This window comes from Candidatus Poriferisocius sp. (assembly GCF_965208475.1).
Taxonomy (GTDB): domain Bacteria; phylum Actinomycetota; class Acidimicrobiia; order Acidimicrobiales; family Bin134; genus Poriferisocius.
This window is the reverse complement of sequence record NZ_OZ242338.1, coordinates 2,099,683-2,114,990: the sequence shown is the minus strand read 5'-3', so window position 1 is coordinate 2,114,990 and position 15,308 is coordinate 2,099,683. Positions and strand designations below refer to the sequence as shown.

Here is a 15,308-nt window from a genome sequence, read left to right as displayed (position 1 = left end):
GCCAATCGTGGCGCACCGCGGTGCTCACCGAGCGGCTGGAGCACTGGGTTGGTGCGGCCCGGCTTCGCAGCAGAGACAGCGCTGCTGAACCTGCTCGCCTTCTCAGACCGCGATACGGAAGCGTCCTACGACTCTGTGCTCGCGTTCGTGGCCGAGGTTGCCGAAGACATGGGATGGACAACCACAGACGGCGGAGAACGGCGAGCGCCCTCCGACAGCGACGTGGCATGGTCGCTGTTCGATATCCGCCAGGTATGGGAGGCATGCGACCTCGTCGCCTTCCAGCGAAGCTGGAGAGACCGGCGCTTCACGCTGACCGAGGTAGGAAAGGCGGCAGCACTCAGCTACCTGCGACGGGTCATCCGTGTTGTTGACGCTGGGCATTCTCGATAATGCGATTACGGAAGACTTTTGGGAGATCGTTGAGATCCCTGACGGTTCGCTCGCGGAATGCGGCGACCCGCTCGTTGGGAGTCATCGCCTCAAGTTCTTCAATAGAGATGAACGGTGGCAGGTGTGCCATTGCTCCCACTGTACCCAGTGGCGGAGACAAGGGCCCGTCAGACGCTCCCTAGCACTCGCCGCTTGACAAGGGAGCGTCCGACAGACCACTAGACATTGGCCCTGCATGTGGAGCATGTCTCGATGAAACTGGGGAACGCCACAATCCATTTGGCAGAAGTGGCGGTGGGGCGATTCCGCTGCTCACGAATGGGATGGTGAGCCGCAGCCCGTTGTGGCTACTGTGACCAGTGGTGTCTCCCGCTGGCCGCACTTTTGAGAACTGTCGAGTCCCGCTGGAGGGGAGTTGGAAGGTCGAGCTCGGCGGGCGTCGGGTGCGGGTGACTGAGGTGTTCTGGTCGTATTGGCGATTGGCGGCCGAGCGGCAGGCGATCTTCTTTCGCCGTGTGTCCGGAGAGGCTGGCCCTTGGACGGAAGATCCCGTTCTGGGCCGCTATAGGTTTACGAATGCGTATCGCGCGTCGGATCGGGTGAGCCAGTACCTGCTCCATCATGTGATCTATGACCAGGAGCGCGACGCACTCGACACGATTCTGCGGGTTCTGCTTTTCAAGATTTTCAACCGGGTCGACACCTGGGAGTACCTGGTTGACCGCGTCGGGCAGCCGACAGCGGTCGGCTTTAGCGCTGAGGGGTACGCAGAGGCATTAGACGAGCTCTTCGACCATGACCGACGCGTGTATTCGGCAGCGTACATAATGCCGAATCCGCGGCTGGGTGGAGATCGCAAGCATCGCAACCACCTGTCTTTGGTCGAGATGCTGCTTCAGAACGGTTTGCTGTCTGACCTCGAGAAGGCCCGTTCGCTGAGGACCCTGTATGAGCGGCTCTGCGAGGTGCCGTCGTTCGGGCCGTTTTTGGCGTTTCAGTACGCCATTGACCTGAACTATTCGCCGCACTTCGACTTTGACGAGATGGAGTTCGTTGTGGCGGGCCCGGGCGCTCTTCGCGGTATTGGCAAGTGCTTCGAGGACACTGGCGGGCTCGATGCGGCCGGTGTGATCGCGGCGATGGCTGTCTCGGCGACCGGCTTCTTTGAGACGACTCAGATGCCGACGCCGTTTCAGGATCTGTGGGGTCGTTCTCTTCAGCTCGTTGACTGTCAGAATTTGTTCTGCGAGGTCGACAAGTATGCCCGGGTTGCTCATCCCGAGCACTCGGTGGGCGGGCCGGGCCGCATAAAGCAGGTGTATCGGGTCGACCATCGGCCCTTGACGCTGGGCTACCCGCCAAAGTGGGGCTTGCCGTTGTCCGCGCAGGCCCCGTCCTGCTTCGGGGCCGCTAGCTAGCTCTGAATGGCTGAAGCGGATCCGGCGTGCTTGACAGTGGATGTCAGATAATCTAACATTTATGTCATGACAGATGACATCGACACGGGGAGCATTTCCCCGCCTCAGCGTCAGGCTGAGAGCACAGTCGATGTCCGCGGACTCAGCGAGACCGAGCTTGAGGTCCACGTAAATGCGTTGCTCACAAGCGTCGGTGAGGCCCCGAGTGGCCCCAGCGCTGGCGTGGCCAGCCTCACTGCGGTGTGGGTGATCAGCCAGGTCGAAGAGTCTTGCGGAATTGGACGGCTCGTCAATCCTCAAGACCTGACCAAAGACGATCTCGCTACTCCAGCAGCTTTGAGCCAAATGCTGCATCGGGAAATCCGCAAGCAAGATGCACCACTAGTTGAGTCATGAGCGAGCTACTCGAAGCCACCAAGACTTTAAGCGAGGCATGGCTCCAAGCCCTGACACATACGGCCAGTCAGCGGAAAGGCCGCTGCGTTCACTTGGTGATGACGGTCGAGAATCCCGGCTCTGAGGACGAAGCCGTCCGCGACGTGCTCGATCTTGCGCTCAATGAGGTGGGTGGCCAGAGCGTGGAGACGGTCGCAGGGACCATTTTCCCGAACTCGCTCTACCAGAGCCCCGGATTCTCATGGTCGCCCGACCTCGATGAGCAGGCTGTCCGAGAGCTAGATGCTGCGGCACACAACCTCTACGAGCGGTACGTCGGCATGCTGCCCGTGTTGCGTAGGGTCCGAGCGAACAACCGAGGAACCTATTTCTCACGAATGATCACATGGCCAGGGAAGGAGGCCGGCGGAACCAACCAGCTCGACTTGAGGATCTCCCGCATTCGCAATGAGTTCGCAAGAAGTCTTCGAACCAACAACACGCTCGACATCGATGTCGGAGCCGATGCCCTCATTTCCGAACCAGTCGCTGGAGTGCAAGTCTATGCGCCTAGTGACCAGCGTACGCGGGGCTTTCCCTGCCTGGTGCATATCGATCTCACCTTGGTCAACGGGACGCTTCACTGTCTGGCCGTGTACCGCCACCAATACCTAATTACAAAGGCATACGGAAACTTGGTCGGCCTCAGCCGACTAATGCACTTCTTGTGTGAACAAACGGGTGCTGACTGCGGTGAGCTAGTGGTCCATGCAACGCTGGCTGACGCGGAGCCGAAACATCGTGCGCGACCACAAGAACTCGTCCGGTCTTTGGGAGCACTGTTGTGAAGGACGTCGATGCTCTACTGGCATCGCCATCTGCGGCACTCGCGTCTGCACTCGGAGCATCGGCGTTAGCCGAAGATCGCAACGGTGTCGTGGGCGTTGGGATTGATGTCGTATCTGTCCCGAGATTAGATCTACTTGTTACTGAAGGCGGCCCGGCGTTTCTTGACCGGGGCTGGACATCAGTCGAATGTGCCGAAGCCGATGGGGACCCGGAGCGTCTTGCGACGCGGTGGGCGGCGAAGGAGGCGGTGATGAAGTGCCTCGGTCTGGGGATAAGCGACTTCGACCCGCGAGAAATCGAAATCGCATCGTCGGAATCAGGAGTTCCAAGCATCGTGTTACGGGGTTCGGCTGCCGAGCATGCCCGATCGCTCGGCATCTCGAAGTTCCACGTCTCTGCCTCCCATGAGAGTGGATGGGCTGTGGCAATCGCTGTTGCCTCCGCATGGGCGAGACAAAAGGACCTTGAAGTGCCACACCAACGAAAGGACAGATCATGAGTACGGATGAGCCCGAATCCGACACAAGCGAACAGAAGGCGCTCGCACAGCGGCTACGGGAAGCGCGCGAGTACATCGGACTCCTCCAAGAGGATGTCGCGACTGCGCTGGACATCCCCAGGGCGAGCGTGTCGGCGATCGAGTCCGGAAAGCGTCGCGTCTCGTCGCTTGAGCTCAGGCGTCTCGGCCGTCTGTATCGCCGGCCGGTGGCGTGGCTGCTCGGAGAGGAGGGTGCTGGGGTCGATATGGATGCGCCCCTGTATCGGGCGACAGCGGCCCTGTCAGATCAAGACAAGGAGCAGGTCTTGCGCTTCGCTGAGTTCCTCGCCGGGGCGGGACGACCCGGGGCCACCCGAGCTGAGCCAACGGAGTAGCCCGTGCCTTCCGAACACACGCGACGACTCATGGCTGCAAGCTCTGCTAACCGGCTCTTGAACGAGGCGGGCGTGGATCAGGCGCGCCAGGTGGACGTGTTCGGTTTGGTCGAAAGCCTCGGGTTGTGGCTCGCTTTTTTTCCGCTCGATGGGCTCTTGGGGGCGTATCTGCCAGAGGGCACAGGCGGCATCCTCATCACTACCGAACGTCCAACGACAATCCAGCGGTACACGGCGGCGCATGAGCTCGGTCACTGGCGACTCGATGATGGGCACGATGCTGCACTCGATACGGAAGTGGACGTGCTGGGACGCTCTGAGATAGAGCGGGAGGCTCTAGCGCAGGTATTCGCTGGGGCTCTGCTGATGCCACCCCCGCTCATTCACAGCACCCTGTCGCGCCGCAATGCAACGTCACTGGGCCCGTTGGACGTCTACACCGTCGCCCGTGAAGCAGGCGCCAGCTATGAGGCAGCTGCGAGGCAGTTGTACCACCTCGACCGGATCACGCAGCACGAACTGCGGGAGCTGCTCAAGGTGCAGCCGCTAAAGGTCAAACAGACGATTGGCGCCGGACGCCGACCTGTCGTCGGCATTGCGGACGTTTGGCCGGTCGACATGGCTTGGCGCGACCAACAACTCAACGTCCGGACCGGTGACGAGATCATCATTTCGTTGCCCGAAGACCGCAGCACCGGCTACAGGTGGTCGATTCCAGGTACCGGCCCAAATCCACGACGCTCCGCGACACAGCCGCCTCCCCCCTTTGCCGACGGCGAACTCTTGGGCCGGGCAAAGATAGCGATGGCTGTACCGAAGGCGGAGTCACGTCGCAAGCCCCCAAGCCAAGCCGTCAACAGAGCGCGTCAACCCTCGCCCGCGGAGAAACCGGAGCCACTTCCCATTGCCGGTGGGCGAGCAACCGTGGTCGGTGATGTCTACATTGCGGATGGCACCTCTCAGGTGATGACCGGCGCTGCCATCCGAAGTCGCCGTCTCGCAAGACTAGGTGCCTCCGAAGCTTGGGAAGCCGTGCAGCAGGTCCGCAACGAGGATTTTGTCGTGGGTGCGGTGGGCCGCCGAGTCTTTGGCATTCGGTTGGATGAACCCGGCAAGACGGAGCTCCGGCTGGTGCTGCGCAACGAGTACGGAGATGCCGATCCGGTCGACGAGTATCGAATCACGGCGGCCGTCGAAGCGCGGCGAGAGGCGTTCACCATCGATCAGATCAGCGATGGCGATGACGGCTGGGCGGACGCAGCGAGGGATCGCTGGCGCTCGGCCGCCGCAGCATCAGTAGATGAACACCGCTAGGCGATGGCCGGGTACGACGCAAGGCGGCAGCGCAGCTTGGATCGGCCACCAGTCGATTTGAGACCGATGTTCGCGCCCGCGATCGACCAAGGAACCCGACCACTCTGTATCCCCATCGTGGTGACTGCCGCACATGAAGCATGTCGCACGCAGCCTCCCGAACCACTCGCACCCGATGCCTTGTGGTCAAGCTGCGTCGCAAGCGGCACAGCATCTCGTGAAGGCACAACACTGGAAGCGGTCGCCGACGCCCTCCGGACAGATGGCCAGCCCAGTTTGGCGGACTGGCCATTCAATTCTGTGATCATCCACGAAGCCGATCAGATCCCGTTAGCGGCTCAGGCGTCTATTTGGCACCAAGCCGATCTGTCCTCCGTGCCGGTCGCCAACGACGGCATCGAAGATGGCATCGAAGACCAGTTGGAGTTCGGCCTCGCTGTTGCGTTGATAGTTGAAGTCACAACGGAGTTCGAGCAAGCCACGTCCAATGGCACTATCGAAGTGCCTCCGTTGACGGCTCCGCAGGGTTCCTACCACGCAGTATTGGCGGTTGGAGCTCGAACGAGCGAACGGGCCCGAACTCTCCTAGTACGCAACAGCTGGGGTCCCGGATGGGGAGCGGGCGGGTACGGCTGGCTGCCGCTGGACTATCTCATCGCGTTCGGGGCACGCGCTGGCGCGATAGATCCCACGAGCCTCACAAGTAGCCCACAACCAAGCACATGGGGGACCGACACCTGATGACGCACGAATCACTCACCCTTGCCGAGTACCAGCGCCGATCCCAACGAACAGATCACTTCCCGCATCTCAGCGACGACGAAATCGACCCGCTGCTAGGTCCGTTGCTCGGACTCGCGGGTGAAACCGGAACGTTGCTCGCCGGCTACAAGAAGCGGCTTCGAGATGGGGCCGCGTATGAGCTGTTTGAGGACAACGTTGCAGAAGAACTCGGGGACATCCTTTGGTACACGGCAAACGTCGCCGAGAAGGCCGGCCTCTCGCTCGACGAGATCGCCCGACGCAACCTGGCCAAGACTTCCGATCGATGGGCGGCTTGCGGCAGCGAATCGCCGAGGCGCCGGCAACCATCAGACCACTTCGACGCAGGGCTACCCCGGCGACATCAGCTTCCCCGCAAGTTCACCGTAACGATTCGACCAATACCCAGCGACGGACCCGAACCGCTGATCGAAGTGATCTGGAATGGGAAACCCGTCGCCAACAAACTTGGAGACAACACCTACGACGGCAGTGGCTACCGGTACCACGATGCATTCCACCTGGCCAACGCCGCAGTCCTGGGTTGGTCGCCCGTGGCCCGGAGCAGGATCTTCAAGCGCAAGCGTCCAAAGGGAACAATGGCTGATGCCATCGAGGACGGCGGTCGGGCAATCGTGATCGAAGAGGCGATCGCCGCATTCATGTTCGCGTACGCCCGCGAGCACAATTTTCTCAACAACGTGCGCCACCTCGACTACCACGCACTCAAGACATTTCAGACCTTCACAGCTGGCCTTGAGGTTGCACAGCGCCATCTCTGGGAGGTCGAGCAAGCCGTGCTCCAAGGTTTCGCCGCATGGCGGCAACTCCGTGAGAACGACGGCGGTGTTCTGCGGGGTGACCTTGCTGCCAGAAAGCTCAGCTACGTGCCGTTGGCGTAGACGTGAGTTGGCACGCGCTACCGCGAGCACTCTCGCCGAGCTAGTTCGCTTCTTGCATGATACCTGTGTTGGTTAGCAGCTGATGTCCACCGATAGAGCTTGCCCACGTTTTCGCGGCACTATTTTGCTGCGGTCGCCTGGTGCTCAGTCGCGGAGGTCGTGGTCGATGTCGTCGAGAAGTATCGGGTGTGGGGCGATCGGGATTTCCAGGACGCCTTGTTGAACTCCGTTGACGCTTGTTGACGTCGCAGACCACGCAATTGGGAGATGGTTCGAATCATGCGGGGAGTCCACGAGGATGCACAGCTCGGCGGAATCGACTGATCCCATCGGTCGCAGGTGTCCCGCATCCCACACAACCTCAACGGTGCCCTCGAGCTGGGTGATGGAGAACTCGGGCTGGTCGAAAGGTGTAGCGAAGTCGACTCTCGGCATCAGAATGGCCTGGTTGAAGTCCCCAAAATCGAGCAGGCTGGTGCCTGTGCCGAACGGCCTGGGCCTTTTTGGCAACTCGACTGCTTCGGGTCGAAGATCGTCCTCTACCCGAACTCCCTCGATACGTAGCCGCGCTTCGACGCTTGCGAAGTTCTGATCGGTCAGGTTGCGCAGCCGCAGCGAGTAGATTCCATGACCAGCGAGCATGTAGTTCTCGACCCAGTGCTGCGGTGCGTTGTGGGTCCAGTTCGCATGCCATTCGTCCACCTCGGACTTGTACTCATCAAGCGAGCGCTGTTCTTCTCTGTACACATTGGCGAACGCGCGACGCACGGTTTGTGCAAGGGCGATCTCTGGTTGGCCTCTTGTGCTGTAGCCGCGAGCGTGTTCGAGTTGGGAATCTTGTGAACTGTCCGCGATGCGCGTGATCTCAGCCTCGACCGCGGTGCGGTCGAACCAACTCATGGTCTCCGCTCCGATGAGCAGCAGGTCGAGATCAAGACGGGCGCCCTTGGCGCGTTGGACGAGGTTTACGACATCTTGATCATCAGCGCGGTGGGTCTTGCCGTTCTTCCTGACGAAGATCGTGCCTCGCTGAAAGCCGTCACACTCCTTGCGGAGAGTGTGAACAGGATCGCCAGGCCGAGGAGGGACGACTTCGATGACGGCAATGGTCTTGTCGTCAACCGTCACGTAGCGAGGCTGCCAGGCGGGGCCTATCGCGCCAATGTAGGGATCAATCCAATCATGAAGTTGAGCAGGATCCACGGGGTTCACGCCCACGATTGACCCCGGCTCCGCTCCAACGAGAATGTATCCGTATCCTCCGAGATTGCGAAGTGCGATCTCGGGCATACGATTCGCCATGCCAAGCACATTCTTGGCCAACGGGAATCGACCCCCGTCAGTTGAGAAATCAAGCGAGCGCTTCCACTCCACCCAATCGGTCTCGGCAGCTATTGCCCCATCTCGGATCTCTTCTGCCAGCGCTCTGATCTGAGCGTCACTCAATGCCTCATGTTGCATCTGAGCATCCTCCCATTGGCCGGTCACCTCGGTTTAGGGGTAGCCATGCCATTGATGGAGAGGGACAGGATGCCCGTCCACAGCCGAATGGACCAAAAAACGGGATCCGGTCAATTCCATATCGACATAGCCGTGTCAATCTGAATGGTCGACGATCGCCCGAGCGTGGTCTTGAATCGCCTTTGCAATTGCTTTTGCGTCTTTGCTCTCCGCAGAGCCGCTGGTCGTCACAACCGGCTTGCGCATGAACACGCGCCCTTTGGCCAACTCTGGCCCGCCAAATTCGTAGGATCTGCTACGGGGAAGCCCCGCAATCCCCCTCCATCTGATCTTCACCGAAACACCTGCCATCAAGTGTCTTTCTCTGATTCCATCGCAGGAGTACTTTTGCCCTGGACCCATATCAGCCAGCCCCCACTTCCAAGTGCCCTCAGGCAGAGCAAGGTCGGAATTGGAGAACGGTTCGTCGCACCTCATCTCAACGGTGACCTGACGGGCCGTAGTTCGGCTGAGGTTTTCTATTTCAAGATCCATGAGACTTCTCAGCCGGAGTCGGGCTGCCACCAGCGGCATCCTCGCCCATCCGAATGCGCCGAGCGCTCCCACGACTGCGATTATCTGGAACAGAGCGCTCCATGCCTCAGACCGCATTCGCGATACCTCCTGTCCAGTGCTTCAGGCGGGTTCTCTTGCCCATATCCGCATTCTAAGGAAGGGGAATGACACTTCCGTCTGACTTGGAGACAAGGTCAGGCCTGCCGTCACCCCTGCATGGAGCGAATCTTGGGATGGGGCGCGGGCGTGTGGTTTGGGCTGAAATGGGGGGTGATGATCACGGGGGAGTTGAAGAGCAGGATCGATGCTGTCTGGAATGACTTCTGGTCGGGGGGGATATCGAATCCGCTGGAGGTGATGGAGCAGCTCACCTACTTGCTGTTCATCAAGGCGCTGGACGAGCGGCAGACGCTGGCTGAGAACAAGGCGAACCGGACTGGGGAGCCGATTGACGAGGTCATTTTCCCGGAGGGGGAGTACTTCCATCCTGAGGGGCGGGCCAGGGGGCGGCCGTATGGCGGTCTGCGCTGGTCGAGGTTCAAGAACATGGCGGCTGCGGAGATGTACGAGGTGGTTGACCAGTACGTATTTCCGTTTCTTGAAGACCGGGCAGAGGACAGCACGCATGCCAAGCACATGGGCGGGGCCCGGCTTTCGATTCCCACTCCGGCGTTGTTGCAGAAGGCGGTGGACGGCCTCGATGCCATCGCGATGGAGGACCGCGACACCAAGGGCGACGTCTATGAGTACATGCTCTCCAAGATCGCCACCGCGGGGCAGAACGGGCAGTTCCGGACGCCGCGGCACATCATCCGGCTCATGGTTGAGATGGTGGCGCCCCAGCCGGATGACACCATCTGCGATCCCGCCAGCGGGACGTGCGGGTTCTTGGTGGCGGCTGGGGAGTACGTCCGCGACAATCATCCGACCGCATTGACGGATGACGCGCAGTCGAAGCACTTCCACAACGGGATGTTCTCCGGGTACGACTTCGACAACACGATGCTTCGCATCGGGTCGATGAACATGCAGCTCCACGGGGTGCAGAACCCGGACGTCAGCTATCGGGATTCGTTAGCTGAGGACCACTCCGGCGACGTAGAGGGATACAGCCTGATCCTCGCCAATCCGCCCTTCGCAGGGTCACTGGACTACGAGGGGACGGCGAAAGACCTTTTGCAGATGGTCAAAACCAAGAAGACCGAGTTGCTGTTCTTGGCGTTATTCCTGCGGCTTCTCAAGCCGGGTGGCAGGGCGGCGGTGATCGTGCCCGATGGAGTGCTGTTCGGCTCGACCAAGGCCCACAAGGAGCTTCGACGGATCCTGGTTGAGGAGCAGAAGCTGGACGGGATCGTCTCGTTACCTTCAGGCGTGTTCAAGCCCTACGCCGGCGTTTCCACCGCGATTTTGTTGTTCACCAAGACCAACTCCGGTGGGACCGACCACGTCTGGTTCTACGACCTCGAAGCGGACGGCTACAGCCTCGACGATAAGCGCACCCCTCTTCTGCATGAGGACAAGCTGGGGCTTGGACCCGAGCTGCACAGCGATGAAGAGCATGAAAAGAACAACCTGCCCGACGCTCTTGCCCGATGGCGGGCGCGGGATGGCGCGGAGCTGAAGCGTACTCGAACTGAGCAGTCCTTCTGCGTACCGAAGGACGACATCGTCATCAGCGACTACGACCTCAGCATCAACCGGTACAAAGAGGTCGTCTACGACGAGGTGGACTATGCCTCACCGACTGAGATCCTGGATGAGCTCGCTGCGCTGGAAGAGGGTATTCAGAAGGGAATCGAGGACCTAAGGATGATGCTCCTGTGACATTCCAGAGGGTAAAGCTGGGCGAGGTAGCCACTATTGATCGAAGGACTGTATCGCCAGGCGAGATCCAGGGGCAGGAGCAGTATGTCGGTTTGGATAACATCACTAGTGGTGGAGATTTCCAAAGAATATCTACCTCTGGCGAATCTGGATTGAAGAGCAACAAGTTTGCATTCACCGGTGGCCACATTCTCTATGGGAAACTCCGCCCATACCTTGCAAAGATCGCTGCTCCTGACTTTGAAGGTATCTGCAGCACAGACATATTGCCGATCCGGCCGGGTCCCAATCTAGATCGACGCTACTTGCTGCACTACTTGCGGACACCAGAAATGATCGCCAGTGCATCGAGCAAAACTGTGGGTATCAATCTCCCGCGTCTAAGCCCGAAAGTCTTGGAGGTATTTCAGATCCCCCTTCCCCGAGTCGAGGAGCAGCGGCGGATTGCGGGGGTGCTGGATGCTGCCGAGGCGCTCCGGGCGAAGCGCCATCAGGCCCTGGAGAGGCTCGACTCCCTGACCCAAGCCATCTTCATCGAAATGTTTGGCGATCCTGTCTCCAACCCTTGGGGATGGAGGGATGATCGGGTATTGGCCGATGTCTCCGAAGTCCGGTCTGGAATCACCAAGGGCCGCAAGACCGGTAGCGATACATTGACTGCTGTTCCCTATCTCGCTGTTGCAAATGTCCAAGATGGTTTCATCCAACTCGAACCGTTGAAATCGATCGAGGCCACAGGAGCGGAAATCAGCAAATACTCCTTGCAGATTGGTGACATCGTGCTGACAGAGGGCGGTGACCCGGACAAACTTGGCCGAGGTGCCGTGTGGAACGGACAAGTTGATCCTTGCATTCACCAGAATCATGTGTTTCGTGTACGGCTCATTGATGACAGCATGACGCCAGAATTCCTGAGTCGCCTCCTAGGAAGTCATCGTGGCAAGCGGTACTTCCTTCGCATGGCGAAGCAGACCACTGGCATTGCTTCGATCAACATGACGCAACTTCGGGCATTCCCTCTTTTAGAGCCACCGCGTGCCGCCCAAGACGAATTTCTCAGTCGGCTTCTACGCATCCAAGAGGTTGAAGCGACTATCCAGCATTCGAGAAAGCAGCTTGATGTGCTATTTGCCTCGCTTCAGCAGCGGGCATTTCGAGGCGAGCTGTGAGCGGGTCGCAGTTCTCGTTTCTTGAGGCTGAGTTCCTCGATGAGTTCGAGATGGCGGCGTGGGCGGAGGGGCATGCGTTGTCTGATCCGGGGCCGGCGGTGATTTATGCGCGGAAGTGCTTGGAGTCGGGGGTCAGGTGGGTGTTTCGGCATGATGGGTCGTTGCCTCAGCCGTATGAGGAAAAGCTGAACGCGTATCTGAATGAGCCGGGGTTCAAGGCGTTGGCTGATGGCCGGGTGTTTGATGTGGCGAGGAAGATCCAGCGGGCGGGGAATCGGGCGGTGCATGAGTCGAAGGCGCCGTCGAAGTTGGAGGCGGTGGAGATCGTTTCGGCGCTGTTCCAGTTCTGTTTCTGGTTGGCGTTCGCCTATGGGCGGTCTTCCAAGCCTGATGCGTCGTTGCGGTTCGATCCGCACAGGCTGGTGGACGCGGGGCGGGTGGAGCGGGCGTCGCTTCGGGAGCGGCGGGAGCTTGAGGATCGGCTTGATCGGGAGGCCGCCGACCTTGAGCAGGCCCGCCAGCGGTTGGCGGAGGCCTCCCGGACCGCTGAGGAGCTTGAGGACGAGTTGGCCGAGCTGCGCCGGCAGGTGGCAGTCGCGAAGAAGGCGGCTGAGTCGATTCCGGCTGAGGCCCATGATTGGTCGGAGGCCGACACTCGCCGGTTCAAGATCGATGCGCTGTTGGCCGAGGCGGGGTGGTCGGGATTCGTCGAGGGCCGTGACGTCGAGTACGAGGTGCAGGGGATGCCGTCGGGCTCGGGGGTCGGCTATGTGGACTATGTGCTCTGGGGTGCTGATGGGTTGCCGTTGGCGGTGGTGGAGGCGAAGAGGGCCCTGGTCGATCCCAAGGTGGGACAGCAGCAGGCCAGGCTGTATGCCGATTGTTTGGAGGCGGAGTTCGGCCGGCGCCCGGCGGTGTTCTGCTCCAACGGCTATGAGCACTGGCTGTGGGACGACACCCAGTACCCGCCTCGGCGGGTGCAGGGCTTCTACACCAGCGACGAGTTGGATCTGCTGATTCAGCGCCGGGAGTCCCGCTACGAGCTGTCGTCGCTGGACGCGGGCGAGGGAATCGTGGATCGCCACTATCAGCAGCGGGCGATCCGGTCGATTTCCGAGCACTTCGACCGCGATAAGCAGCGAAAGGCGCTGTTGGTGATGGCCACCGGGGCGGGCAAGACCCGCACGGTGATCGCGCTGGTCGATTTGTTGATGCGGGCCGGCTGGGTGAAGCGGGTGCTGTTTTTGGCCGATCGAACGGCGCTGGTGAACCAGGCGGTGAACGCGTTCAAGGCCCACCTGCCGGATTCCGCTCCGGTGAATCTGGTGACCGAGGGCACCGAGGACGGGCGGGTGTGTGTGTCGACCTATCAGACGATGGTCAACAAGATCGACGAGTACCGGGCCGACGGCACCCGCCGGTTCGGCGTCGGGCACTTCGATCTGGTGGTGATCGACGAGGCGCACCGGTCGGTGTACCGCAAGTACCGGGGCATCTTCGACTACTTCGACTCGCTTTTGGTGGGGCTGACCGCTACCCCCAAAGACGAGGTGGACAAGAACACCTACGACCTGTTCGACCTGGAGACCGGCGTGCCCACCGACGCCTACTCGCTCGACGACGCCATCAAAGACGGCTTTCTGGTGCCGCCCCGGGGCGTGTCGGTGCCGTTGAGGTTCGTGCGCGAGGGCATCCGCTACGACGAGCTGTCCGAAGACGAGAAGGACGAGTGGGACGAGCTCGACTGGGGCGAGGACGACGATGGCCAGCCGCTCGATCCGCCCGATGAGGTGGATGCCGCCAAGCTGAACAAGTGGCTGTTCAACAAAGACACCGTCGACCGGGTTCTTGAGCACCTCATGGCTGAGGGCATCAAGGTGGCCGGGGGCGACCGGTTGGGCAAGACGATCATCTTCGCCAAGAACCAGCTCCATGCCGACTTCATCAAAGAGCGGTTCGACGCCAACTATCCGGCGCTCGATGCCGGGAACTTCGCCCGGGTGATCACCCACCAGGTGAACTACGCCCAGAGCCTGATCGACGACTTCTCCAACAAACACAAGGCACCCCACATCGCCATCTCGGTGGACATGCTCGACACCGGCATCGACGTGCCCGAGGTGGTCAACCTGGTGTACTTCAAGCTGGTCCGGTCCAAGACCAAGTTCTGGCAGATGCTGGGGCGCGGCACCCGGCTGTGCGAGAACCTGTTCGGGCCCGACGACCACAAGACCTGCTTCAAAGTGTTCGACTTCTGCCAGAACCTCGAGTACTTCAGCCAAGAGCTCGACTCTGCCGAGCCATCCGGCACCAGGCCGCTGAGCGAGGTCTTGTTCACCGCGCGCCTGGAGCTGCTCGAAGCCCTCGACGGCATCGAGGCTCTCAGCGGAGAGCGGGCGGACGTGGCTGCTGTGCTGCAAGAGACCGTGGCGTCGATGAACGAGAACAACTTCCTGGTGCGCCCCCACCTGGAGCTGGTGGAGCGCTTCCGCACGCCAGATGCGTGGGAGAAGGTGACGCTGGCAGACCTAGCGGCGCTCAGAGAACGGGTGGCCAAGCTGCCCGACCAACTCGAGCCCGAACACGAGGAAGCCAAGCGGTTCGACGTGGTGATGCTCAACGCCGAGCTGGGCCTGCTCCGCCACGAGCCCTTCGAGCGCCAGCGCAACCGCATCATCAACATCGCATCCGCGCTCGAAGACCTCGGGACCGCGATTCCGGCAGTAGCGGAGCAACAGGAGCTGATCGCCGGCATCCAAACCGACGAGTGGTGGGCCGACGTCAGCTACCCCATGCTCGAAGACGCCCGCAAGCGACTGCGCAACCTCGTACCCCTCATCGAGCGCACCCGCAAGAACGTCCTGTACTCAGACTTCACCGACGAGCTCGAAGAGAGCACTGAGGTCGACCTACCCGGAACCGGCGGCAGCGTCGTCGGCAACGAGTTTGAGCAGTTCCACAAAAAGGCCCGCCGCTTCCTCAACGAGCACCTCGCCGACAACATCGTGGCCAAAGTCCGAAGCGGCGAGCCGATCACCGCCGCCGACATGGACGAGCTCCAGCGAGTGCTCGTAGCCGCCGGCATCGGCGACACCGACACCTTCGCCCAAGCCTCACAACGCGCCGGCAGCTTCGGCCTGTTCATCCGCTCCATCGTCGGCCTCGACCGAGCCGCCGCCAAACAAGCCTTCGCCAATTTCCTCGACGACAAGCGCCACACCCGCAACCAGATCGAATTCGTCAACCTCGTCATCGACTACCTCACCCAACACGGCGCCATCGACCCCGGCCGCATCTACCAATCCCCCTTCACCGCCGTCGCCCCCCAAGGCCCCGAAGCCATCTTCCCCGCCCCCGACCTCGACGAGTTCTTCAACATCGTCCAACACCTCCACGACACAGCCGCGGCGTGA

At 60.9% G+C, this 15,308-nt stretch carries 14 protein-coding genes; 12 read left to right on the top strand and 2 right to left on the bottom strand.

Going from position 1 to position 15,308, the window contains the following annotated elements; all coding sequences use genetic code 11:
* Window positions 1-51 precede the first annotated feature (51 nt).
* From ACOGXA_RS09935 to ACOGXA_RS09895, 9 genes are all read left to right on the top strand, one after another.
* Window positions 52-393: a hypothetical protein gene (locus tag ACOGXA_RS09935; protein ID WP_419923722.1), complete on the top strand. Its 342-nt coding sequence runs from the start codon at window positions 52-54 to the stop codon at window positions 391-393.
* A gap of 449 nt (window positions 394-842) precedes the next feature.
* Window positions 843-1,811 carry a nucleotide kinase domain-containing protein gene (locus ACOGXA_RS09930; protein ID WP_419923721.1) on the top strand — a complete coding sequence of 323 codons (969 nt, stop codon included), beginning with the start codon at window positions 843-845 and terminating at the stop codon, window positions 1,809-1,811.
* A 66-nt stretch (window positions 1,812-1,877) separates the two neighbouring features.
* Window positions 1,878-2,207 (top strand): hypothetical protein, encoded by a 330-nt coding sequence (locus ACOGXA_RS09925; protein ID WP_419923720.1) that lies wholly within the window; start codon window positions 1,878-1,880, stop codon window positions 2,205-2,207.
* Entirely contained in the window at window positions 2,204-3,034 is an 831-nt protein-coding gene (locus ACOGXA_RS09920) for a hypothetical protein (protein WP_419923719.1), read from the top strand. Before ACOGXA_RS09925 ends, ACOGXA_RS09920 begins: the two co-directional genes overlap by 4 nt.
* Entirely contained in the window at window positions 3,031-3,534 is a 504-nt protein-coding gene (locus ACOGXA_RS09915; protein ID WP_419923718.1) for a holo-ACP synthase, read from the top strand. The genes ACOGXA_RS09920 and ACOGXA_RS09915 overlap by 4 nt, the downstream gene beginning before the upstream one ends.
* Entirely contained in the window at window positions 3,531-3,908 is a 378-nt protein-coding gene (locus ACOGXA_RS09910) for a helix-turn-helix transcriptional regulator (protein ID WP_419923717.1), read from the top strand. The genes ACOGXA_RS09915 and ACOGXA_RS09910 overlap by 4 nt, the downstream gene beginning before the upstream one ends.
* Before the next feature lie 72 nt (window positions 3,909-3,980).
* On the top strand, window positions 3,981-5,222 hold the full coding sequence (locus ACOGXA_RS09905; protein WP_419923716.1) for an ImmA/IrrE family metallo-endopeptidase: 1,242 nt from the start codon (window positions 3,981-3,983) through the stop codon (window positions 5,220-5,222).
* A 3-nt stretch (window positions 5,223-5,225) separates the two neighbouring features.
* Window positions 5,226-5,963: a C1 family peptidase gene (locus ACOGXA_RS09900; RefSeq protein ID WP_419923715.1), complete on the top strand. Its 738-nt coding sequence runs from the start codon at window positions 5,226-5,228 to the stop codon at window positions 5,961-5,963.
* The gene (locus tag ACOGXA_RS09895; RefSeq protein ID WP_419923714.1) at window positions 5,963-6,886 is read left to right on the top strand and encodes a MazG nucleotide pyrophosphohydrolase domain-containing protein; all 924 of its coding nucleotides are present in this window, start codon (window positions 5,963-5,965) and stop codon (window positions 6,884-6,886) included. The genes ACOGXA_RS09900 and ACOGXA_RS09895 overlap by 1 nt, the downstream gene beginning before the upstream one ends.
* A gap of 144 nt (window positions 6,887-7,030) precedes the next feature.
* Here ACOGXA_RS09895 and ACOGXA_RS09890 read toward each other — a convergent pair whose 3' ends face one another.
* Together ACOGXA_RS09890 and ACOGXA_RS09885 are read right to left on the bottom strand one after the other, a co-directional pair.
* Window positions 7,031-8,347, bottom strand: a complete 1,317-nt coding sequence (locus tag ACOGXA_RS09890; protein ID WP_419923713.1) for a helix-turn-helix domain-containing protein — start codon at window positions 8,345-8,347, stop codon at window positions 7,031-7,033.
* Window positions 8,348-8,482: 135 nt separating this feature from the next.
* Entirely contained in the window at window positions 8,483-8,911 is a 429-nt protein-coding gene (locus ACOGXA_RS09885) for a hypothetical protein (RefSeq protein WP_419923712.1), read from the bottom strand.
* 264 nt (window positions 8,912-9,175) lie between these two features.
* On the opposite strand from ACOGXA_RS09885, the gene ACOGXA_RS09880 reads away from it, so the two are divergent.
* The 3 genes from ACOGXA_RS09880 to ACOGXA_RS09870 are packed head-to-tail and all read left to right on the top strand — an operon-like array spanning window position 9,176 to window position 15,308.
* A complete protein-coding gene (locus tag ACOGXA_RS09880; protein ID WP_419926967.1) occupies window positions 9,176-10,726 on the top strand; it encodes a type I restriction-modification system subunit M in 1,551 nt (516 codons plus the stop codon).
* Complete coding sequence (locus tag ACOGXA_RS09875) at window positions 10,723-11,895, top strand: restriction endonuclease subunit S (protein ID WP_419923711.1); 1,173 nt, start codon at window positions 10,723-10,725, stop codon at window positions 11,893-11,895. Before ACOGXA_RS09880 ends, ACOGXA_RS09875 begins: the two co-directional genes overlap by 4 nt.
* Complete coding sequence (locus tag ACOGXA_RS09870; protein ID WP_419923710.1) at window positions 11,892-15,308, top strand: DEAD/DEAH box helicase family protein; 3,417 nt, start codon at window positions 11,892-11,894, stop codon at window positions 15,306-15,308. The genes ACOGXA_RS09875 and ACOGXA_RS09870 overlap by 4 nt, the downstream gene beginning before the upstream one ends.